At 72.6% G+C, this 20,993-nt stretch carries 18 protein-coding genes and 1 pseudogene; 3 read left to right on the forward strand and 16 right to left on the reverse strand.

The window, feature by feature from the left end:
- Positions 1 to 128 precede the first annotated feature (128 nt).
- The 5 genes from der to aroH all read right to left on the reverse strand — a co-directional run bounded on the left by der (position 129) and on the right by aroH (position 4,593).
- Positions 129 to 1,607, reverse strand: coding sequence for a ribosome biogenesis GTPase Der (gene der, locus ACFWJB_RS32570; protein ID WP_385472147.1), 1,479 nt, complete (start codon positions 1,605 to 1,607; stop codon positions 129 to 131).
- 58 nt (positions 1,608 to 1,665) lie between these two features.
- Positions 1,666 to 2,268 carry a lysophospholipid acyltransferase family protein gene (locus ACFWJB_RS32575; protein WP_385472150.1) on the reverse strand — a complete coding sequence of 201 codons (603 nt, stop codon included), beginning with the start codon at positions 2,266 to 2,268 and terminating at the stop codon, positions 1,666 to 1,668.
- A 62-nt stretch (positions 2,269 to 2,330) separates the two neighbouring features.
- Positions 2,331 to 3,026 (reverse strand): (d)CMP kinase, encoded by a 696-nt coding sequence (cmk, locus tag ACFWJB_RS32580; protein ID WP_385472144.1) that lies wholly within the window; start codon positions 3,024 to 3,026, stop codon positions 2,331 to 2,333.
- Between the two features lie 122 nt (positions 3,027 to 3,148).
- On the reverse strand, positions 3,149 to 4,234 hold the full coding sequence (locus ACFWJB_RS32585) for a prephenate dehydrogenase (RefSeq protein WP_385472142.1): 1,086 nt from the start codon (positions 4,232 to 4,234) through the stop codon (positions 3,149 to 3,151).
- Positions 4,231 to 4,593, reverse strand: a complete 363-nt coding sequence (aroH, locus tag ACFWJB_RS32590) for a chorismate mutase (protein WP_385472139.1) — start codon at positions 4,591 to 4,593, stop codon at positions 4,231 to 4,233. Before aroH ends, ACFWJB_RS32585 begins: the two co-directional genes overlap by 4 nt.
- Positions 4,594 to 4,735: 142 nt before the next feature.
- On the opposite strand from aroH, the gene ACFWJB_RS32595 reads away from it, so the two are divergent.
- Both ACFWJB_RS32595 and ACFWJB_RS32600 read left to right on the forward strand, forming a co-directional pair.
- On the forward strand, positions 4,736 to 5,134 hold the full coding sequence (locus ACFWJB_RS32595) for a Rieske (2Fe-2S) protein (protein ID WP_385472136.1): 399 nt from the start codon (positions 4,736 to 4,738) through the stop codon (positions 5,132 to 5,134).
- Positions 5,135 to 5,157: 23 nt separating this feature from the next.
- Positions 5,158 to 5,856, forward strand: coding sequence for a DNA polymerase beta superfamily protein (locus ACFWJB_RS32600; protein ID WP_386926739.1), 699 nt, complete (start codon positions 5,158 to 5,160; stop codon positions 5,854 to 5,856).
- Between the two features lie 6 nt (positions 5,857 to 5,862).
- Here the strand turns inward: ACFWJB_RS32600 and ACFWJB_RS32605 are convergent, their stop codons facing one another.
- The 11 genes and pseudogenes from ACFWJB_RS32605 to ACFWJB_RS32655 form a co-directional block, all read right to left on the reverse strand.
- Positions 5,863 to 6,885, reverse strand: coding sequence for an ADP-ribosylglycohydrolase family protein (locus ACFWJB_RS32605; RefSeq protein WP_386926741.1), 1,023 nt, complete (start codon positions 6,883 to 6,885; stop codon positions 5,863 to 5,865).
- Complete coding sequence (locus ACFWJB_RS32610; protein ID WP_385472127.1) at positions 6,882 to 7,601, reverse strand: NUDIX domain-containing protein; 720 nt, start codon at positions 7,599 to 7,601, stop codon at positions 6,882 to 6,884. Before ACFWJB_RS32610 ends, ACFWJB_RS32605 begins: the two co-directional genes overlap by 4 nt.
- A 71-nt stretch (positions 7,602 to 7,672) precedes the next feature.
- A complete protein-coding gene (locus tag ACFWJB_RS32615; protein ID WP_386926743.1) occupies positions 7,673 to 8,788 on the reverse strand; it encodes a pseudouridine synthase in 1,116 nt (371 codons plus the stop codon).
- Positions 8,788 to 9,441 (reverse strand): SMC-Scp complex subunit ScpB, encoded by a 654-nt coding sequence (gene scpB, locus ACFWJB_RS32620; RefSeq protein ID WP_385472121.1) that lies wholly within the window; start codon positions 9,439 to 9,441, stop codon positions 8,788 to 8,790. The genes ACFWJB_RS32615 and scpB overlap by 1 nt, the downstream gene beginning before the upstream one ends.
- A pseudogene (locus ACFWJB_RS32625) lies at positions 9,438 to 10,693 on the reverse strand (segregation/condensation protein A). The gene scpB and the pseudogene ACFWJB_RS32625 overlap by 4 nt, the downstream one beginning before the upstream one ends.
- 18 nt (positions 10,694 to 10,711) lie before the next feature.
- A complete protein-coding gene (locus tag ACFWJB_RS32630) occupies positions 10,712 to 11,278 on the reverse strand; it encodes a hypothetical protein (protein ID WP_386926746.1) in 567 nt (188 codons plus the stop codon).
- The gene (locus ACFWJB_RS32635; RefSeq protein WP_385468294.1) at positions 11,263 to 12,393 is read right to left on the reverse strand and encodes a ParA family protein; all 1,131 of its coding nucleotides are present in this window, start codon (positions 12,391 to 12,393) and stop codon (positions 11,263 to 11,265) included. The genes ACFWJB_RS32630 and ACFWJB_RS32635 overlap by 16 nt, the downstream gene beginning before the upstream one ends.
- 412 nt (positions 12,394 to 12,805) lie before the next feature.
- Positions 12,806 to 13,930, reverse strand: coding sequence for an alanine dehydrogenase (ald, locus tag ACFWJB_RS32640; RefSeq protein ID WP_385468297.1), 1,125 nt, complete (start codon positions 13,928 to 13,930; stop codon positions 12,806 to 12,808).
- A gap of 134 nt (positions 13,931 to 14,064) precedes the next feature.
- Positions 14,065 to 16,092, reverse strand: a complete 2,028-nt coding sequence (locus ACFWJB_RS32645; protein WP_386926749.1) for a tetratricopeptide repeat protein — start codon at positions 16,090 to 16,092, stop codon at positions 14,065 to 14,067.
- A 175-nt stretch (positions 16,093 to 16,267) separates the two neighbouring features.
- Positions 16,268 to 16,903, reverse strand: coding sequence for an NUDIX domain-containing protein (locus ACFWJB_RS32650; RefSeq protein ID WP_386926751.1), 636 nt, complete (start codon positions 16,901 to 16,903; stop codon positions 16,268 to 16,270).
- An 84-nt stretch (positions 16,904 to 16,987) separates the two neighbouring features.
- Positions 16,988 to 18,637 (reverse strand): CTP synthase, encoded by a 1,650-nt coding sequence (locus tag ACFWJB_RS32655; protein ID WP_385468307.1) that lies wholly within the window; start codon positions 18,635 to 18,637, stop codon positions 16,988 to 16,990.
- A 533-nt stretch (positions 18,638 to 19,170) separates the two neighbouring features.
- On the opposite strand from ACFWJB_RS32655, the gene ACFWJB_RS32660 reads away from it, so the two are divergent.
- Complete coding sequence (locus tag ACFWJB_RS32660; protein ID WP_385468357.1) at positions 19,171 to 20,973, forward strand: glycoside hydrolase family 15 protein; 1,803 nt, start codon at positions 19,171 to 19,173, stop codon at positions 20,971 to 20,973.
- Positions 20,974 to 20,993: the final 20 nt, after the last annotated feature.

A 20,993-nucleotide genomic window follows, 5' to 3' on the forward strand; every position in this document is an offset into this window, starting at 1 on the left:
CGGCCACGGGCACTTGGCGCCCCGACCCGGCCCCCCTGCCGCCGCCCCCCCGCTGGGGGGCCTGCGCGCGGACTACGCGGGGTGGGGGGGGGGCCCCGTTGGGTACCGCCCCCTCTCGCCGCTCACCGCTACTTCTTCTTCGCGCCGCGCTTCTCGCGCACCCGCACCGAGATGTGGATCGGCGTCCCCTCGAAGCCGAACTCCTCACGCAGCCGGCGCTCGATGAAGCGCCGGTAGCCCGCCTCGATGAAGCCGGAGGCGAAGAGCACGAACCGCGGGGGCTTGGTGCCGGCCTGCGTGCCGAACAGGATGCGCGGCTGCTTGCCGCCCCGCACCGGATGCGGGTGGGCGGCGACCAGCTCGCCGAGGAAGGCGTTCAGCCGGCCCGTCGGGACGCGCGTCTCCCAGCCGGCCAGGGCCGTCTCGATCGCCGGGACGAGCTTCTCCATGTGCCGCCCGGTCTGCGCCGAGACGTTCACCCGCGGCGCCCACGCCACCTGGCCGAGCTCCGTCTCGATCTCCCGCTCCAGGTAGTAGCGGCGCTCCTCGTCGAGGGTGTCCCACTTGTTGTAGGCGACCACGATCGCACGGCCCGCCTCGACGGCCATGGTGACGATCCGCTGGTCCTGCACCGAGATGGACTCGGAGGAGTCGATGAGGACGACGGCGACCTCCGCCTTCTCGACGGCGGCCGCGGTGCGCAGCGAGGCGTAGTAGTCGGCGCCCTGCTGGAGGTGGACGCGCTTGCGGATGCCCGCCGTGTCGACGAACTTCCAGGTCTTGCCGCCGAGCTCGATCAGCTCGTCGACCGGGTCGCGGGTGGTGCCGGCCAGTTCGTTGACCACGACCCGCTCCTCGCCCGCCACCTTGTTCAGCAGGGAGGACTTGCCGACGTTGGGCCGGCCGATCAGGGCCACGCGGCGCGGGCCGCCGACGGCGGTGCCGAAGGTCTGCGCGGGGGCCTCGGGCAGGGCCTCGAGGACCCTGTCGAGCATGTCGCCGGTGCCGCGGCCGTGCAGCGCGGAGACCGGGTGCGGCTCCCCCAGACCCAGCGACCACAGATACGACGCGTCCGCCTCGCCGCTGGGGCCGTCCACCTTGTTGGCGCACAGCACGACGGGCTTGCCGGCCTTGCGCAGCAGCCGTACGACCGCCTCGTCGGTGTCGGTGGCGCCGACCTTGGCGTCCACGACGAAGACGACCGCGTCGGCGGCCTCGATGGCGTACTCGGCCTGGGCGGCGACGGAGGCGTCGATGCCGAGGACGTCCTGCTCCCAGCCGCCGGTGTCGACGACCTTGAAGCGGCGGCCGGCCCACTCGGCCTCGTAGGTGACGCGGTCGCGGGTGACGCCGGGCTTGTCCTCGACGACCGCCTCCCGGCGGCCGATGATGCGGTTCACCAGGGTCGACTTGCCGACATTGGGGCGGCCGACGACGGCGAGGACGGGCAGCGGGCCGTGCCCGGCCTCCTCGATGGCGCCCTCGACCTCCGACAGGTCGAAGCCCTCTTCCGCGGCGAGCTCCATGAACTGCGCGTATTCGGCGTCGCCAAGCGCCCCGTGGTCGTGCTCCTCGCCCGAACCCTCGGAGTGGATGTCGTCGTTCATGAAGTCCGTACCTCGTTCATCGTGGTGATCGGTGGACCGGTCCTGTACCGGTGGCCCACTACTGAAGTGTCGCCCGGCGGCCGGTGAGCCGCCTGGCGTTTTCCAGGTGCGCGGTGAGCTGCTTCTGGATGCGCTCGGTCGCCTCGTCCAGCGCCTTGCGGGTGCGTCGTCCGCTGCCGTCGCCCGCGTCGAAGGGGTCGCCGAAGACGACGTCGACGCGGGAACGCAGGGGTGGCAGCGCCTTTATCAACCGCCCGGGTCTCTCGGAACTTCCCAGGACGGCCACCGGGACGATCGGGGCGCCGCCGCGCACGGCGAAGTAGGCGAGGCCGGCGCGCAGCGAGGCGAAGTCGCCCTCGCCGCGGGTGCCCTCCGGGAAGATGCCCAGCACACCGCCGCTGTCCAGCACGCCGAGCGCCTGTCCGATGGCCGCGCGGTCGGCGGAGTGGCGGTCCACCTTCAGCTGGCCGATGCCGGTCAGGAACTGTCCGAGCGGTCCGACGAACGCCTCCTTCTTGATCAGGAAGTGCGTCGGCCGGGGCGCCACGCCCATGACCATCGGGCCGTCGATGTTGTGCGCGTGGTTGACGGCGAAGATCAGCGGGCCGGTCGTGGGCACCCGCCAGGCGCCCAGCACGCGGGGCTTCCACAGGCCGTACATCAGGCCGACGCCGATGCGCCGCCCGACCTCGGCGCCCTTCTCGGAGGGGACGGAGGGTGAGGTCACTTACCCGCCCGCTTCTCCTCGACGAGGGTGACGACGCACTCGATGACCTGCGGCAGGGTGAGGTCGGTGGTGTCCACCTCGACCGCGTCGTCCGCCTTGGCGAGCGGCGAGGTCTTGCGGCTGGAGTCGGCCGCGTCCCGCTTGATCAGGGCCTCGCGGGTGGCCCGCACGTCGGCGTCCTTGAGCTCGCCGCTGCGCCGGGCGGCGCGGGCCTCGGGCGAGGCGGTCAGGAAGATCTTCAGGTCGGCGTCGGGCAGCACGGTCGTACCGATGTCGCGGCCCTCGACGACGATGCCCCGCTCGGCGGCGGCGGCGATGGTGCGCTGGAGCTCGGTGATCCGGGTCCGCACCTCGGGGACGGCGCTGACCGCGCTCACCTTGGAGGTGACCTCCTGGGTGCGGATCGGGCCGGCCACGTCCACGCCGTCGACCGCGATGGCCGGGGCCGCCGGGTCGGTGCCGGAGACGATCTCCGGCTTGCCGGCCGCGGCCGCGACGGCGTGCGGGTCGGCTATGTCGATGCCGTTGGTCACCATCCACCACGTGATCGCCCGGTACTGGGCGCCGGTGTCCAGGTAGCTCAGGCCGAGCTGCGCGGCGACGGCCTTCGACGTGCTCGACTTGCCCGTGCCGGAGGGGCCGTCGATGGCGACAATCACGGCCGGGGCGGTCGGGGCGGCGCCGTTTTCCACGAGGGGACACCTTCCTGGTGCGGTGCGGTGGGTGGTGTGCGGGACGCGAGCGCGTCCCGCACAAGGTTACTGGGTCGGCGGAGCCCCTCCGACAGGCGCATGACCCCGTGCGGCCGGGCGCCTCACTGCCGGATCGCCCAGCCCCGTTCCCGCAGGGCCGCCGTCAGCACGGCGGCGGACTTCGGTTCGACCAGCAGCTGCACCAGGCCGGCCTGCTGCCCGGTGGCGTGCTCGATCCGCACGTCCTCGATGTTGACGCCGGCCCGTCCCGCGTCCGCGAAGATGCGGGCGAGCTGTCCCGGCTGGTCGTCGATGAGGACGGCCACGGTCTCGTAGACGCGCGGCGCGGAGCCGTGCTTGCCGGGGACCCGGACCTGGCCGGCGTTGCCGCGCCGCAGGACGGCCTCGATGCCGGCACTGCCCTCGCGGCGCTTGTCGTCGTCGGAGGACTGCAGGGCGCGCAGGGCCCGCACCGTCTCCTCCAGGTCGGTGGCGACGTCGCCGAGCAGGTCGGCGACCGGCCCCGGGTTCGCGGAGAGGATGTCGATCCACATCCGGGGGTCGGAGGCGGCGATCCGGGTCACGTCGCGGATGCCCTGCCCGCACAGCCGTACGGCGGCCTCCTCGGCGTGCTCCAGGCGGGCGGCGACCATGCTGGAGACCAGGTGGGGCATGTGGGAGACGAGCGCCACGGCGCGGTCGTGGGCGTCGGCGTCCATGACGACCGGCACGGCCCGGCAGTGCGAGACCAGTTCGAGCGCGAGGTTGAGCACCTCGGTGTCGGTGTCCCGGGTCGGGGTCAGCACCCACGGGCGGCCCTCGAAGAGGTCGGCCGTGGCGGCCAGCGGGCCGGACTTCTCCCGGCCGGACATGGGGTGGGTGCCGATGTACGCGGACAGGTCGAGTCCGCGCGCCTCCAGCTCGCGCCGGGGGCCGCCCTTGACGCTGGCCACGTCGATGTAGCCGCGGGCGAGGCCGCGCCCCATGGCGTCGGCGAGCACGTCGGCGACCAGGGCCGGCGGGGCGGCGACGACGGCGAGGTCGACGGGTCCCTCGGGGGCCTCGTCGGTTCCGGCGCCGAGGGCCGCGGCGGTGCGGGCCTGCTCGGGGTCGTGGTCGGCGAGGTGCACGACGACGCCCCGCCCGGTCAGGGCGAGGGCGGCGGAGGTGCCGATCAGGCCGGTGCCGATGACGAGTGCGGTTCTCACTGGGCGATGTCCTTGCGCAGGGCCGCGGCGGCGCCGAGGTAGACGTGGGCGATGTCGGCGCGGGGCCGGTCGGACTCGATGTGGGCGAGGATCCGGACGACGCGCGGCATGGCGCCCTCGACGTCCATCTCCTGGGCGCAGATCAGCGGGACGTCGGTGACGCCGAGCTTGCGGGCGGCGGCGGCCGGGAAGTCGCTGTGCAGGTCGGGCGTGGCCGTGAACCAGACGCTGATCAGGTCGTCGGCGGTCAGTTCGTTGCGTTCCAGGACGGCGGTCAGCAGGGCCGCGACCCGCTCGTCCATGTGCCCGGCTTCGTCCCGTTCCAGTTGGACGGCGCCCCGGACCGCTCGTACCGCCACGGCGATGCTCCTTGCTGACGTGCGTTTCGGCTCTTGGTCCGTCCAGCGTAGTCAGGCCGCGCCGGGCCGGTGCGCGGCGCCCGCCTCCTGAGACGCTGGTCCCGGCCTCGGCCACCGCCCTCTCACCTCCCGGAGCGACGACATGACGCACAGCCCCGCCCGCCGTACGGTCCTTCTCTGCGCGGGTGCGGCGACGCTCGCCGCCGGCTGCGGCGACGGGAGCGGCGACAGCGGTTCCCCGGCGGTCTCGCCGGGGCGGGAGCTGGCGGCGACGGGCGACATCCCGGTCGGCGGGGGCAAGGTCTTCGACGCCGAGAAGATCGTGGTGACACAGCCGCGGCAGGGCGAGTTCAGGGCCTTCTCCGCCGTCTGCACCCACCAGGGCTGCATCGTGGCGGACGTGCGCGACGGCACCATCCTCTGCGCCTGCCACGGCAGCAGGTTCGCCATCACCGACGGCGCGGTGGAGCAGGGCCCGGCGACGAAGCCGCTGCCGCAGGAGCGGATCTCCGTGGAGGGAAATTCGGTCCGTCTGGCGTGAGGGGGCGACGTACGCTCCCGGGCATGCACCCCGAGACCCTGGTACGCGACCACACGATCTACGCCTGTGTCATGGGTTCGCGCGCCTTCGGTCTGGCGACGCGGGACAGCGACACGGACCGCCGGGGCGTCTACCTCGCCCCGACGCCGCTGTTCTGCCGCTTCGAGAAGCCGCCGGCCCACGTCGAGGGGCCGGCCGAGGAGCAGTTCAGCTGGGAGCTGGAGCGCTTCTGCGAACTGGCCCTGCGCGCGAACCCGAACATCCTGGAGTGCCTGCACTCCCCGCTCGTGGAGTACGCCGACGCCACCGGCCGTGAACTCCTGGAGCTGCGCGGGGCGTTCCTGTCCCGCCGGGCCCACGGGACGTTCACGCGGTACGCGCACGGCCAGCGCCGCAGGCTGGACGCCGACGTGCGCGCGTACGGCGCCCCGCGCTGGAAGCACGCGATGCACCTGCTGCGGCTGCTGACGTCCGCCCGCGAGCTGCTGCGCACGGGCACCCTCACCGTCGACGTCGGCGACCGGCGCGAGGCGCTGCTCGCCGTGAGGCGCGGCGAGGTGCCCTGGCCCGAGGTGGAGTCGCGGATGGCCCGCCTGGTGGAGCAGAACGAGCGGGCCGTCCGCCGCAGCCCCCTCCCCGAGGAGCCGGACCGGCGCCGCGTCGAGGACTTCCTGTTCCGTGCCCGGCAGGCCTCGGCCCGGGAGGACGCCGGGCGGGCCTGACGCCGCTCAGGCGTCCCAGAGCGTGCCGAGGTCGAGGAGGCCCGCCCGGTACTCGATGCGGTCGGACCAGGCGGCCGGCCACGCGTCGGCGCCCAGGTGGGCGCCCGCGAAGGCGCCCGCGAGGCAGGCGATGGAGTCGGAGTCGCCGGAGGTGCAGGCGCCGCGGCGCAGGGCGGTCAGGGGCTCGTCGACGAAGAGCAGGAAGCAGAGCAGCCCGGCGGCCATGGCCTCCTCGGCGATCCAGCCCTCGCCGACGGCGAGGCACGGGTCGGTCTCCGGGGAGACGGTGCGCACCGCGTGCTGGAGCCGTTCGAGGGTCGCCAGGCACTCGTCCCAGCCGCGGGCGATGAAGTGCCCGGGGGTGGGGTCCTGGGAGCGGGTCCACAGGTCGCCGAGCCACCGCTCGTGGTAGCGGGTGCGGTTGTCGTAGGCGTAGGAGCGCAGCAGGCCGACCAGCCCGGTGGGCTCGGCGCCCTCGGCGAGCAGCCGTACGGCGTGCGCGGTGAGGTCGGAGGCGGCGAGCGCGGTCGGGTGTCCGTGGGTGAGCGCGGACTGCAACTGGGCGGCACCGGCCCGCTGTTCGTCGCTCAGCCCGGGCACGAGTCCGACGGGGGCGACGCGCATGTTGGCGCCGCAGCCCTTGGAGTGGATCCGGCTGGCGTCCTGCCAGGGCCGGTCCGGCCGCTCCAGCAGGTCGCAGGCCGTGAGGCAGGTGTTGCCCGGCGCCCGGTTGTTCTCCGGCGACCGGTTCCAGGCGATGAACTCCCGCCGTACCGTCCCGGCCATCGCCTCGGGCGTCAGGCTTCCGTGGTCCATGGCGGTGCGCAGCCCCCGTCCCAGCGCCAGTGTCATCTGGGTGTCGTCGGTGACGACGGCGGGCCGGGGCAGCTCCATCCGCCGCCAGGGTCCGCACTTGGCGAGGATGGACGGGACGTCGTTGAACTCGGTGGGGAAGCCCAGCGCGTCCCCGAGGGCCAGTCCGGTGAGCGCACCGGTGGCGGCGCGCTTGGTGACGGTGGTCGTGGTCATGCGGGGCGTCCTTCCCGAGAGGGGCGCAGCAGGGGCGGGTGCAGTGCGGTGGCCGGGCCGGCGCGGTGGAGGGCGGCCGGTTTGCCGCGGCCGCCGGTCAGGCGGGCGGCACCGGGGACGGGTTCGACGAAGCCGGGGGTGGCGAGGACCTTGCGGCGGAAGTTGGGCCGGTCCAGGGCGGTCCCCCACACCGTCTCGTAGACCTGCTGGAGCTCGCCGAGGGTGAACTCGGCCGGGCAGAAGGCGGTCGCCAGGCAGGTGTACTCGAGCTTGGCGCCGACGCGTTCCCGGGCGTCGGCCAGGATCCGGTCGTGGTCGAAGGCGAGGTCGCGGGCCTCGTCGTACGGGACCCAGCGGGCCTCGGCCGCGTCGGTGCCCGCGTGCGGCTCGGGAGGGTCGGGCAGCAGCGCCGTGAACGCGACGGAGACGACCCGCATCCGGGGGTCCCGTCCCGGCTCGCTGTAGGTCCGCAGCTGCTCCAGGTGCAGTCCGGTCACGTCCGCGAGACCGGTCTCCTCGGCCAGCTCGCGGCGGGCCGCCCGCTCGGCGGACTCCTCGGGCAGCAGAAAGCCGCCGGGCAGTGCCCAGCGGCCGGCGTACGGCTCCCGCCCCCGCTCGACGAGCAGCACGTGCAGCGCGCCCGCGCGGAGCGTGAGGACGGCCAGGTCGACGGTGACGGCGAAGGGCTCGAAGGCGTGCTTGTCGTAGCCGAGCACGGGCGGCCACCCCCTTAATAGTCATTCCGACTATAAAAGGGGGTGGCCGCCCGTCACAACCCTTCGGGCCCCTAGAGGTCGACCTCCTGCATCAGCATCCCGACCTCCGTGTTGGACAGCCGGCGCAGCCAGCCCGACTTCTGGTCGCCCAGGGTGATCGGCCCGAAGGCGGTGCGCACCAGCTTGTCGACCGGGAACCCGGCCTCCGCGAGCATGCGGCGGACGATGTGCTTGCGGCCCTCGTGCAGCGTGACCTCGACGAGGTAGTTCTTGCCGGTCTGCTCCACGACCCGGAAGTGGTCCGCGCGCGCGTACCCGTCCTCCAGCTGGATGCCGTCCTTCAGGCGCTTGCCGAGGTCGCGCGGGATCGGGCCCACGATGTGCGCGAGGTAGGTCTTCTTCACGCCGTACTTCGGGTGGGTCAGACGGTGCGCCAGCTCACCGTGGTTGGTGAGCAGGATGACGCCCTCGGTCTCGGTGTCGAGCCGGCCGACGTGGAAGAGGCGGGTCTCGCGGTTGGTGACGTAGTCACCGAGGCACTGCCGGCCCTCCGGGTCCTCCATGGTGGACACGACACCGGCGGGCTTGTTCAGCGAGAAGAACTGGTACGACTGCGTCGCGACGGTCAGGCCGTCGACCTTGACCTCGTCCTTCTCCGGGTCGACCCGCTTGCCCTGCTCCAGGACGATCTCGCCGTTGACCTCGACGCGCGCCTGCTCGATCAGCTCCTCGCAGGACCGCCGGGACCCGTAGCCGGCGCGGGCGAGGACCTTCTGCAGCCGCTCGCCCTCCTGCTCGGCGCCCGGGAAGGTCTTGGGCAGCCTGACGTCCTTCTTGCCCGCGTACCGCTCGCGGTTGCGCTCCTCGGCCCGCGTCTCGTACTCGCGGGACGTGGCCGGGGCGCTGCGTCTCCGCTGCTGGGGCCGCTTCGGGCCGCCCTTGGCGCCGCCGCGGGCCGAGGGGCCGCGCCCCGACTTCGGACCGTCCTGGGTCGCGCCGGGGCCCACGTCGTAGCGGCGCTCCTCCGGGCGCGGCTTCTTCGGACGGCCGCCCTGCTTGTCGTCGCGGGCGTTGCCGGCGCCGCGGTAGTTGCCGCGGCCACCGCCGCTCCCGCCGCGGCCGCCGCTGTTGCCACCACGGCTCCCGCCGTTGTTTCCGCTGCTGTTCCTGCCGCTGCTGCTTCGCATCAAAGTTCCGTCTTGTCGTCTGCGTCCTCGGAATCCGGGGCGTCCGGATCGAACGACGGGACCCCTTCCAGCGTCTCGGCCTCGATCGCCGCCGCCTCGGGGAGGAAGGGCGCGAGCTCCGGGAGCTCGTCCAGGCCGCGCAGGCCCATCCGCTCCAGGAAGTAGTTCGTCGTCACGTACAGGATCGCACCTGTTTCGGGTTCCGTGCCCGCCTCCTCCACCAGCCCCCGTTGCAGGAGGGTGCGCATCACGCCGTCGCAGTTCACCCCGCGCACCGCGGAGACGCGGCTGCGGCTGACCGGCTGGCGGTAGGCGACGACGGCGAGGGTCTCCAGCGCGGCCTGGGTGAGGCGGGCGTGCTGGCCGTCCAGGACGAAGCCCTCGACGGCCGCGGCGTACTCGGGGCGGGTGTAGAAGCGCCAGCCGCCCGCGACGAGCCTGAGCTCGAAGCCGCGGCCCTGGACGGTGTACTCGTCGGCCAGCTCGCGCAGGGCGTCCGCGATCTGCCGCCGGGGCCGCTGGAGGACCTTCGCGAGGTGCTCCTCGGTGGCGGGTTCGTCGACGACCATGAGGACGGCCTCCAGGGCGGGCCGGAGGTCGAGGGCGGCGACGTCGCGCGGCCCGCCGGGAGGTTCCGTGGTCTCGTCACTCACGCCTGCCGCGCCTCCTCGGTCGTCTCGTTCTCCTCGGGCCGCCGGTCGAACTCGTCGGTCACCGCCGGTCCGGCGTCCCCGTCCCCGCCGGTCCAGCGCACCAGCAGCCCGCCGAGCGCGGTCTCCTGGTCCAGCGCGACGGCCTTCTCCCGGTACAGCTCCAGCAGGGCCAGGAAGCGGGCGACGACGGTCAGGGTGTCGTCGGTGTCCTCCACCAGGACCCGGAAGTCGGCCTCGCCCAGCTCCCGCAGCCGGGCCACGACGATCTGGGCCTGCTCCTGCACGCTGACCAGGGGCGCGTGGATGTGCTCGACGTAGACCTGCGGCTTGGGCTTCGGCTGCATCGCCTTCACGGCGAGCCGGGCGAAGCCCTCGGGGCCGATGCTGATGACGACCTCGGGGAGCAGCTCGGCGTGGTGGGGCTCCAGGCCGACGGTGCGGGGGTAGCGGCGGGCCTCGGCTTCCAGGCGCCCGTTGAAGATCTCCGCGATCTGCTCTACGCCCGGTACTGCAGCAGGCGCGCGAAGAGCAGGTCGCGGGCCTCCAGCAGGGCCAGATCGGCCTCGTCCTCCACCTCGGCGGCGGGGAGCAGCCGGGCCGCCTTCAGGTCGAGCAGGGTGGCAGCGACGACCAGGAACTCGGTCGTCTCGTCCAGGTCCCAGTCCGGCCCCATCGCCCGGATGTGCGCCATGAACTCGTCGGTCACCTTGGACAGCGCGACCTCGGTGACGTCCATCCTGTGCTTGGAGATGAGCTGGAGGAGCAGGTCGAAGGGCCCCTCGAAGTTGGCGAGCCGGACCGTGAAGACCCCCTCGCCGGGAGCCTCGGACTCGCCCCGCGGCGCGCCCTCCGGCTCCGCGGGTCCGTTCCCCGGCCCACCTCCCCGCGGCCCCTCCGGCACCGCGCCGGGCGTCCCTGCCACCGGCTCGGCCGCCGGGGGCTCGGCCGCCGGGGACCCGATCACCGTGAGATCGGCCGCCGGGGACCCGATCACCGCAGGCTCGACGTCCGCGAGCTCGGTCACCGCGGACTCGGGCACCGCGGACTGGGCCGCCGAGGACTCGGGCACCGCGGGCTCGGTCGTCGAGGTTTCCGTGGCCCCGTGCTCGGGGGTCTGCCCCGGCTCGGGCGGCGCCTCCGTGGGCTCGGTGCCGGGCTCCGCCCGCTCGGGCGGCGGCATCCCCGGCCCCCTGCCCAGGGCGCGCCGACGGGCGGCGGGGGCGCCGGGGCGGGGAGCGTCGTTCGAGGTCATGGCCCCCGCAGGCTACCGCTAGCGCCCGCGCAGCCGCCGAACGAGGATGCTGGCGTCACCGCGGCTCTCCAGGTCGGCGAGGACCACGGCGACCGCCTCGCGGACGATCCGGCCGCGGTCGACGGCCAGCCCGTGCTCGCCCCGGAGCACCAGCCGGGCGTGCTCCAGGTCCATGAGCTCCTCGGCGGAGACGTACACGGTGATCTTCTCGTCGTGCCGTTCACGGCCGCTGGGGCGGCGCGCCGCGGCCCGGCCGCGCTTGCGGGGCTGGGCCGCGGCGGAACCGTCCGCGTCCGTCGCGGCGTCGGGGCGTCGCGCCGAGCGCTCCGCGCCCCGGCTGCGCGACTCGCCGGCCCCGGCCGGCTCCGCGTCCGCCGCCGTGTGCTCCGCGCCCCCGCCGTCGCCGCCCTGAGCGGGCACCGACTGCGGCGCGTCCTCGGCGGCCGCCTGGTCGCTCTCCCCCGCCGGAGCCGGTACCCGGGCGTCGCCGCCCGCCGGTCGCCGCGGGGTGGACGCCTGGAGCGCCGTTCCCCCTGTCGTGCGGAAGAGTTCGTCGGCCCCCGGCAGACTCACTCGGCGTGACACCGGGCGAGCACCTCCCTGGCGAGCTGGCGGTAGGCGGCGGCACCCACGGAGTTGGAGGCGTACGTGGTGATCGGCTCACCGGCGACCGTGGTCTCCGGGAAGCGGACCGTGCGCCCGATGACCGTGTGGTAGACGTGGTCGTCGAACGCCTCGACGACCCGCGCGAGTACCTCACGGCTGTGCACCGTGCGCGAGTCGTACATCGTGGCGAGGATGCCGTCGAGCTCCAGGTCGGGGTTGAGCCGCTCCTGGACCTTCTCGATCGTCTCGGTCAGCAGCGCCACACCGCGCAGCGCGAAGAACTCGCACTCCAGCGGCACGATCACCTTGTGCGCGGCCGTCAGCGCGTTGACCGTGAGCAGGCCGAGCGAGGGCTGGCAGTCGATGACGATGTAGTCGTAGTCGTCCATCAGCGGCTTCAGCGCCCGCTGGAGCGTGGACTCGCGCGCGACCTCGCTCACCAGCTGCACCTCGGCCGCCGACAGGTCGATGTTGCTGGGCAGCAGGTCCATGTTGGGGACCGCGGTCTTCAGCAGCACCTCGTCGGCCGCCATGCCCCGCTCCATGAGCAGGTTGTAGACGGTGAGGTCGAGCTCCATCGGGTTGACGCCGAGACCGACCGACAGCGCGCCCTGCGGGTCGAAGTCGACGAGCAGCACCCGGCGCCCGTACTCGGCGAGCGCGGCACCCAGGTTGATGGTCGACGTGGTCTTGCCGACGCCGCCCTTCTGGTTGCACATCGCGATGATCTTCGCGGGGCCGTGCTCGGTCAGCGGGCCCGGGATCGGGAAGTAGGGCAGCGGGCGTCCGGTCGGGCCGATGCGCTCGCGGCGCTGACGGGCCGCGTCGGGCGCGAGCGTCGCCGCGTACTCGGGATCGGGCTCGTACTCCGCGTCCGGATCGTAGAAGTGCCCCTCGGGCAGTTCGTCGTAGTCGGCGAAGTGGTTGCGGGACGCGCCACTTCCGTCGCCGGCCATGGCGTTCACGTGTTGGCCATCCATACTCATGTGTGCTGTCTGAGTTGCCTGCGGACTCTGGTGGGCGGCTTCGAAGGTGCGTACAGCGACGGAGCCGACAGCCTCGAGACGCCCGGGGCTGTGGGCCCGTGCAGGCATTCCTGGTTGACCACCCCCGGGAGTAAATGTCGACTCATTCACAAGTCGTCTTACCTCCTTGGTGACCAGGAAACTTCTAGACAGGTCAGCGTGACACCATGCCGACGTTCGGCGACTCTATGGCGTGTCGGCCGTCCGCAGCAACACAATCCGCCGGACCCGGCCGGATGTGTCGGCAATGAAACATCCCTCTGTCAAGGGCGTACGGCCGTCGCACAGCAGGTTTCACCGGTGCGCGAATCGGTTGAAGCGTTACGTTCGAGGCGAGTTGGCCGAGAATCGCAAAGTGACCATACACACACCCGGCCGGACCTTGTCGGGCAAGGTCCGGCCGGGTGTGCGGGGTTGACGGCGACTGTTGACGTATCGCCTTTCCCGGTTGATGACTTAGCCGACTTGACGGCTCCGGATGTCAGGCGAGCAGCGAGGCCAGGTCGACGTGCTCAAGACCGTGCGCCTCGGCGACCTCCTTGTAAACGACCTTGCCGTCATGGGTGTTGAGACCCTTGGCCAGCGCGGGGTCGCGGCGCAGCGCGTCGGCCCAGCCGCGGTTGGCCAGCTCCACGATGTACGGGAGCGTGGCGTTGGTCAGCGCGTAGGTGGAGGTGTTCGGCACGGCGCCGGGCATGTTGGCGACGCAGTAGAACACCGACCCGTGGACCGGGAAGGTCGGCTCGGCGTGCGTGGTCGGGTGGGAGTCCTCGAAGCAGCCGCCCTGGTCGATCGCGATGTCGACAAGGACACTTCCGGGCTTCATCCGGGACACCAGCTCGTTGGTGACCAGCTTCGGGGCCTTGGCGCCCGGGATCAGCACGGCGCCGATCACGAGGTCGGCCTCCAGGCAGGCCTTCTCCAGCTCGAAGGCGTTGGAGACGACGGTCTGGATCTTCGTGCCGAAGATCTTGTCGGCTTCCTTGAGCTTGTTGATGTCCTTGTCGAGCAGGGTCACGTGGAAGCCCAGGCCGATGGCGATCTGCGCGGCGTTCCAGCCGGAGACGCCGCCGCCGATGACGACGGCCTTGCCGGCCAGCACGCCGGGGACGCCGCCGGGGAGCACGCCGCGTCCGCCGTTGGCGGCCATCAGGTGGTAGGCGCCGACCTGCGGGGCCAGGCGGCCCGCGACCTCGGACATGGGCGCGAGCAGCGGCAGCGCGCGGTTCGGGAGCTCGACCGTCTCGTAGGCGATCGCGGTGGTGCCGGACTCGATGAGCGCGTCCGTGCACTCCTTGGAGGCGGCCAGGTGCAGGTAGGTGAAGAGCGTCTGGTCCTTGCGGAGGCGGTGGTACTCCTCCGCGACGGGCTCCTTGACCTTGAGCACCAGGTCGGCGGTGGCCCAGACCTCGTCGGCGGTGTCCAGGATCCGCGCACCGGCGGCGACGTACTCCTCGTTGGGGATCGAGGAGCCGACGCCGGCGTCGCGCTCGACGACGACCTGGTGACCGTGGCGCACCAGCTCGTGCACGCCGGCGGGGGTGATGGCCACCCGGAACTCGTTGTTCTTGACCTCGCGGGGAATGCCGACCTTCACGTGGATCACGGTCCTTGGCTCAGAGAATGGGGCTATTACAAGGCATACCCGCTCAGACTCGGGCACACCGGGGTAGACCGCAGGAGAATGTGCGGCAGAGCCAGTCTAATGAAGGCGTTCCCGCTGTCTAGCCTTTCAAAGCATCAATCTTCATCAGAAGCGCTGCGGATTTCGCAGGCATCAGCCGCTTCTTCCCTCAGCATGCGTTCGGCCGTACTCCGGTGGAGGCCGGCCGCCGTGGGATCGCCTAGGTGGTCGAGCGTGTCGGCGAGCCTGAGGTGCAGCGCGGCCTGGAGCCGGACGTCCTCGGCCCGCCGGGCCCACTCGACGGCCTCCTGGCAGGTGCGCAGCGACTCCTCGGGCCGCCCGGCGTACTCCTGGACCCGGGCGAGCTCGCTCAACGCCCGCGCGTGGGCCGGGAGATCACCGCTCCTGCGGTACCCGGCGACCGCCGCGCGCCAGGAGCGGGCCGCCTCGCCGTAGCGGCCGGCGTAGGTGTGGGCGGTGGCGATGCGGCCGTAGACGCGGGCGGCGTCGGCGCGCTCGTCCCGGGCGAGCCGCTGGGCGAGGGCCCGGCCGAACCAGTCGGCCGCCCGGTCGTAGTCCCCGAGCTCCAGGTGGGCGCCGCCTACGGATTCCATCGCGCGGCCGGTCGCGTACGGATCGTCCGCCGCCCGGCCGGCGTCCAGCGCGGCCCGGTAGCGCACCAGCGCCTCGGCGGTGCGGCCGGTACGGGCGTCCAGGTCGCCCAGGTTCAGCAGGGCCGCAGCCTTCTCCCGGGGCAGGTCGCGGCGCTCGGCCACGTCGAGGACGAGCCGGTGGACGTCGTACAGGTCGGGCGCCGCCGCCTGGGTGCCGAAGTGGGCCACCATCGCCCGCACGAGCTGGGACATCAGCCTGCGGGCGAGGGTGTCCAGCTCCCCGTCGGCGACCGCGAGCCGGACCGCGGCCAGCAGGGCGGGCCGGCGGACGCGCAGCCAGTCGGCGGCGGCCCGCGGGGAGGGGAAGCGCAGGGCCCGCGGCATGCCGTCGAGCTTCTCGCGGGCCCGGTCGCTGTCGGTCTCGGTGATCGCCCGGCACGACTGGAGCAGCCGCACCGTCCGCTCCAGCATCCGGGCACGGGCCAGCTGGAGCTCGGCGGGCCGGTCGTGCTTCGCGGTGAGGGCCCTCAGCAGGGGGTGCAGGCAGCCGGGCACCTCGTACTGCGGCAGTGCCGAGCCGGCCGGGTGCAGCAGCCCGAGGGCGACGAACTCGTCCAGGGCGGCGCGCGCGTCACCGACGGAGCAGCCGGCGAGGGCCGACGCGGTGTGCGGGTCGGCCAGTCCGGCCGGGGCCAGGGAGAGCAGGCGCAGCATCCGGGCGGCGGGGCCGGGCAGCGACCCGTAGGCGAGGCGGAAGACGCGGCCGAGCGGGGTCCCCTGGGCGTCCTCCGCGTGCACCTGCCTGGCGAGGTCGGCGACGGCCGCCTTGGGGCGGGCGGCCAGCCAGCCGCCGGCCAGGGTGAGGGCGGCGGGCTGGGCCTGGCAGACCTCGGCCAGCTGCTCGGCGGCCCGGGGGTCGACGGTGATGCGGACCGAGCCGGTGAACCGGGACAGCAGCTCCACGGCCGACTTGGTGTCCAGGCCCCCCAGCGTGCACGGGCGGACGTCCGCGATGCCGGTCAGCGGCCCCTGGGAGACGGCGACGGCCAGGCAGTCCGGGGTGTCCGGGAGCAGGGCGTCGACCTGCTCGGCGTCGGCGGCGTCGTCGAGCAGCAGCAGGACCCGGCGGTCGGCGAGCGCCTCGCGCAGGGCGGCGGTGAGGTCGTCCTCGTGGGCGCCGGGCGGGGTGGGGCGGTCCAGCTCGGTGAGCAGGTCGCGGGCGAGGCGCGTGACGGGGACGCGTCTGCCGTCCGGCTCGCTCAGCCGGGCCCGGAGCACCCCGTCGGGGTACTGGCCGGCGACCTGGGCGGCGAGTTCCTCGGCGAGTGCGGTGCGGCCGGAGCCGGGCCTGCCGGCGATGAGCAGGACGCGCGCGCGGGGGGCCTTGCGGCCGGAGAGGGTGTCCAGACCGGCCCGCTCGATGTCGGCGCGCAGCTGTTTCAGCTCGCGGGTGCGGCCCAGGAACCGAGTCTCCCCGGCAGGGTCGCCCGACAGCCGTACGCCGTCCGTGTCCACCGCCTGATCCGTCACGGGCCACACTCCCGATCCCACCGCACGCCGGCGCCCGCCGGAACTCCGGTTCGGGCGTTTCACGAGCCTAGTTCACGCTGTGCTACGGACCGTGTGGAGCGCGGCGGGCGCATCCCCTGATCGGATCAACCGATGGTCACACCGCAGGGGTGCGCCCGGGGCGCCGGAGGCCCGCTCAGGCCTCGAAGGGACGCGCGGGCCAGGGCGCCTCGGCCGGCCGCAGCGCGTCCAGCCCGTCCCCCCGCTCGGCCGCGACCAGCGAGAGCACGCCCACGACGAGGCAGTTGTTGTGCAGGTCACCCGCGAGCACCCCGCGGACCAGGTCCGCGACCGGCACCCGCGCCAGTTCCATGTCGGCCTCTTCGTCCTCGACCTCGAAGCGCTCGCCCTCGGCCGCGGACAGGTTCCGGGCGAGGAAGATCCGCACGGCCTCGTCGCAGCCGCCGGGGGTGGTGTAGACGTCGGCCAGCACCCGCCAGTCCTCGGCCTTGACGTGTGCCTCCTCGTACAGCTCGCGCTGGGCGGCGTGCAGCGGGTTCTCGCCGGGCACGTCGAGCAGGCCGGCCGGGATCTCCCAGAGCTTCTCGCGCACCGGGTGCCGGTACTGGCGGATCACCAGCACCCGCCCCTCGCCGTCCAGGGCGAGGACGGCGACCGACCCGGGGTGGACCTGGTAGTCACGGCTCGCCACGGAGCCGTCGGGCATGACCACCTCGTCCGTGCGGACGGCGGTCTTCTTGCCCCGGAAGGGGGTCTCCGTCGCCCGGACCTCCCACTCCTCGGGGGTGTCCTTGATGGTCGTGCCCGTCATGCCCTGTTCCTTCCAGACGTACGCGAAGAAGCCGGGACCCGCCCGTTCGCACGGACGCGTCCCGGCCACCGTACAACTGGTCCGCTACTTCGACGTCTTCCGCTCGACCGCAGCCTTGACCAGCCCGGCGAACAGCGGGTGCGGGCGGGTCGGGCGCGAGCGCAGCTCCGGGTGCGCCTGCGTGGCGACCAGGTAGGGGTGGACCTCGCGCGGGTACTCGACGTACTCGACGAGCTTGCCGTCCGGGGAGGTGCCCGAGAAGACGATGCCGGCCTTCTTCTCCAGCTCCGCGCGGTAGGCGTTGTTCACCTCGTAGCGGTGGCGGTGCCGCTCCTCGACGTACTCCTTGCCGTCGTACACCTCGCGCGCGATGGAGCCCTCGGCCAGCTTGGCCGGGTACATGCCGAGCCGCATGGTGCCGCCCATGTCGCCCTCGCCGGCCACGATGTCCAGCTGCTCGGCCATCGTGGAGATGACCGGGTGGGCGGTGGCGGGGTCGAACTCGGTGGAGTTGGCGTCCGCGATGCCGGCCAGGTTGCGCGCGGCCTCGACCACGATGCACTGAAGGCCCAGGCACAGGCCGAGCAGCGGGATCCCGTTCTCGCGGGCGTACTTGATCGCGCCGACCTTGCCGAGCACGCCGCGGTCGCCGAAGCCGCCCGGGATGCAGATGGCGTCGACGTCGCCGAGCTGGGCCTCGGCGCCGGCCGGGGTCTTGCAGTCGTCGGACGTGACCCACTTGATCTTCACGCGGGCCCGGTTGGCGAAGCCGCCCGCACGCAGCGCCTCGGTGACCGAGAGGTAGGCGTCGGGCAGGTCGATGTACTTGCCGACCAGGGCCATGACGATCTCGTGCTCGGGGTTGTGGACGCGGTCGAGCAGGTCGTCCCAGGTCGTCCAGTCCACGTCGCGGAACGGGAGGTCCAGCTTGCGCACGACGTAGGCGTCGAGGCCCTCGGTGTGGATCACCTTGGGGATGTCGTAGATCGAGCGGGCGTCGGGGCAGGCCACCACGGCCGCCTCGTCGACGTCGCACATCAGCGAGATCTTGCGCTTGATCGCGGTCGGCACCTCGCGGTCGCACCGCAGCACGATCGCGTCCGGCTGGATGCCGATGTTGCGCAGCGCGGCGACCGAGTGCTGGGTCGGCTTGGTCTTCAGCTCGCCGGAGGGGCCGATGTACGGCAGGAGCGAGATGTGCACCACGAAGACGTTGTCGCGGCCGACCTCGTGGCGGACCTGGCGGACGGTCTCCAGGAACGGCAGCGACTCGATGTCGCCGACCGTGCCGCCGACCTCGGTGATCACGACGTCCACCTCGTCCGTCGCCATGCGGCGGATGCGGTGCTTGATCTCGTTGGTGATGTGCGGGATGACCTGCACCGTGTCGCCCAGGTACTCGCCGCGCCGCTCCTTGGCGATCACCGTCGAGTAGACCTGGCCTGTAGTGACATTGGCGGAGCCGTCCAGGTCTCGGTCGAGGAAGCGCTCGTAGTGTCCGATGTCCAGGTCGGTCTCGGCACCGTCGTTGGTGACGAAGACCTCACCGTGCTGGAAGGGGTTCATCGTGCCGGGGTCGACATTGAGGTACGGGTCGAGCTTCTGCATCACGACGCGCAGACCGCGGGCCTTGAGCAGCATGCCGAGGCTGGAGGCCGTCAGCCCCTTGCCCAGCGAGGAGGCGACACCCCCGGTGACGAAGATGTGCTTGGTCGTCGAAGATTTGGGCGGCATGGCCAAGAGGGGGCTCCCGTGGTCGCGGTCTGGGGTGCGGTGCGTCCGTCGTACGGCCCGGTCGTCCCGGGTTGCCGTCGGCGGCGCCGTCGCTGCGGTTCCGGGGTTTGTCTCCCACCGGTCCACGGGCTACCAGCGTATCAGCGCCGGAGAGCGACGGCTCCCGGCCACGCTCCGCGCACACGCGGACACGGACACCCGCGGCTCACCGGGTTCTCACCCGGTGGCCACCCGTTCGGCGCACTCGGGTTGTCCGGAGCGGCACACAGATCATCTACGTGCGTCGTATCCTGCTCGGACGTTCGCTGCCGAGCCCGCCCGGCGACACGGCACCACCCCTCGCCCGTCAGCGCCGGAACAACGCGAGCTCGTCAACGCGTTGAGTGACCATTGTCGATTGCGGCACAGCGTTTGGCTTCACGGCCGGACGGCTGCTTTGCTTCATGGCTCATACAACGCATGACACACCCCCCTTGACCGCAATAGCGACCGCCCCCACGCGGGGTGACGTGGCCGTTCGACTGGAGTTGCACGTGGCCGGGCGCATCGAAGACTACGCACTCATCGGAGACATGCAGACCGCTGCCCTGGTCTGCCGGGACGGCACAGTCGACTGGCTGTGCCTGCCCCGCTTCGACTCGCATGCCATCTTCGCCGGTCTGCTCGGCACCGAGGAACACGGCTTCTGGCGGCTCGGGCCCGCCCACGCGCCCGGTGCCGAGCCGCCCACCGCCGCCCGGCGCGGCTACCGCGGCGACTCGCTCATCCTGGAATCCGAGTGGGACACCCCGCGCGGCACGGTCCGCGTGACCGATTTCATGCCGCCGCGCGACGGCGCCCCGCAGCTGATCCGGATCGTGGAGGGCGTCTCCGGCCGGGTGCCGATGCGCTCGGAGCTGCGGATGCGGTTCAGCTACGGACGGGTCGTGCCGTGGGTGCACAAGCACGAGGGGCGCACGGTTGCCGTCGCGGGCCCCGACTCGGTGTGGTTCGACACGGAGGCCGAGACCTACGGCAAGGACCTCACCACGTACGCGGACTTCACCGTCGCTCCGGGTGACCGGATCGCGTTCACCATCTCCTGGGAGCCCTCGCACAAGGAGCCGCCGGCGCTGCCGGAGCCCGAGCAGTCGCTGGTGGCGACGGAGGACTTCTGGCGCGACTGGGTCGAGCACTGTACGTACCACGGGCCCTACCGCGAGGCCGTGGTCCGTTCCCTGATCACGCTGAAGGCGCTGACGTACGCCCCGACCGGCGGCATCGTCGCCGCGCCGACCACCTCCCTGCCGGAGGAGATCGGCGGCGTCCGCAACTGGGACTACCGCTACACCTGGCTGCGGGACGCGGCGATCACCCTGTCCTCGCTGCTGCGCACCGGCTACCGCGAGGAGGCCCGCGCCTGGCGCGAGTGGCTGCTGCGCGCGGTCGCGGGCGACCCGGAGAACCTGCAGATCATGTACGGCATCGCCGGTGAGCGCGAGCTCGGCGAGGCGGAGCTGGACTGGCTGCCCGGCTACGAGAACTCCACGCCGGTCCGGGTCGGCAACGGCGCGGCCCACCAGCTCCAGCTGGACGTGTACGGCGAGGTCACCGAGGCCCTGCACCTGGCCCACATGACGGGCCTGGCCCGCAACGACTACGCCTCGGTGCTCCAGCTCAAGCTGATCCGCTACCTGGAGGACCACTGGCAGGAGCCGGACGAGGGCATCTGGGAGGTGCGCGGTCCGCGCCGCCACTTCGTGCACTCCAAGGTGATGGCCTGGGTCGCCGTCGACCGCACCATCAAGCTGATCGAGTCCGGTGACGCGGACGGCCCGCTGGAGCGCTGGAAGCAGCTGCGCGACGACATCCACCGGGACGTGTGCGAGAAGGGCTACGACAAGGAACGCAACACCTTCACGCAGTCCTACGGCTCCCGGGAGCTGGACGCCTCGCTGCTGCTGATCCCGCAGATGGGCTTCCTGCCGCCGGACGACAAGCGGGTCATCGGCACCATCGAGGCGATCCAGCGGGAGCTGTCCACGTCGGACGGCTTCATCCTGCGCTACCCGACGGACGGCAAGGACGAGGGCGTCGACGGCCTGCCCGGCGACGAGGGCGCCTTCCTCGCGTGCTCGTTCTGGATGGCCGACGACCTCGCGATGATCGGAAGGGTGGACGAGGCGCGCAAGCTCTTCGAGAAGCTGCTGTCCCTGCGCAACGACCTGGGCCTGCTCGCCGAGGAGTGGGACCCGCGCCTCCAGCGCCAGGTCGGCAACTTCCCCCAGGCCTTCAGCCACGTCCCGCTGATCGACACGGCCCTGCGCCTGACGGCGAGCGGCGCGTACGGGGGCTGAGCGCGACGACCAGGAGGGTG

Origin of the sequence: Streptomyces sp. NPDC127100 (assembly GCF_042724095.1) — a bacterium.
In the GTDB taxonomy this organism is placed as follows: Bacteria; Actinomycetota; Actinomycetes; order Streptomycetales; family Streptomycetaceae; genus Streptomyces.

Coding starts and splice junctions, on each gene's coding strand:
- der (WP_385472147.1), bottom strand. CDS start 1,607: ATGAACGACGACATCCACTCCGAGGGTTCGGGCGAGGAGCACGACCAC.
- ACFWJB_RS32575 (WP_385472150.1), bottom strand. CDS start 2,268: ATGTACGGCCTGTGGAAGCCCCGCGTGCTGGGCGCCTGGCGGGTGCCC.
- ACFWJB_RS32595 (WP_385472136.1), top strand. CDS start 4,736: ATGACGCACAGCCCCGCCCGCCGTACGGTCCTTCTCTGCGCGGGTGCG.
- ACFWJB_RS32600 (WP_386926739.1), top strand. CDS start 5,158: ATGCACCCCGAGACCCTGGTACGCGACCACACGATCTACGCCTGTGTC.
- ACFWJB_RS32605 (WP_386926741.1), bottom strand. CDS start 6,885: ATGACCACGACCACCGTCACCAAGCGCGCCGCCACCGGTGCGCTCACC.
- ACFWJB_RS32615 (WP_386926743.1), bottom strand. CDS start 8,788: ATGCGAAGCAGCAGCGGCAGGAACAGCAGCGGAAACAACGGCGGGAGC.
- ACFWJB_RS32635 (WP_385468294.1), bottom strand. CDS start 12,393: ATGCCTGCACGGGCCCACAGCCCCGGGCGTCTCGAGGCTGTCGGCTCC.
- ACFWJB_RS32650 (WP_386926751.1), bottom strand. CDS start 16,903: ATGACGGGCACGACCATCAAGGACACCCCCGAGGAGTGGGAGGTCCGG.
- ACFWJB_RS32655 (WP_385468307.1), bottom strand. CDS start 18,637: ATGCCGCCCAAATCTTCGACGACCAAGCACATCTTCGTCACCGGGGGT.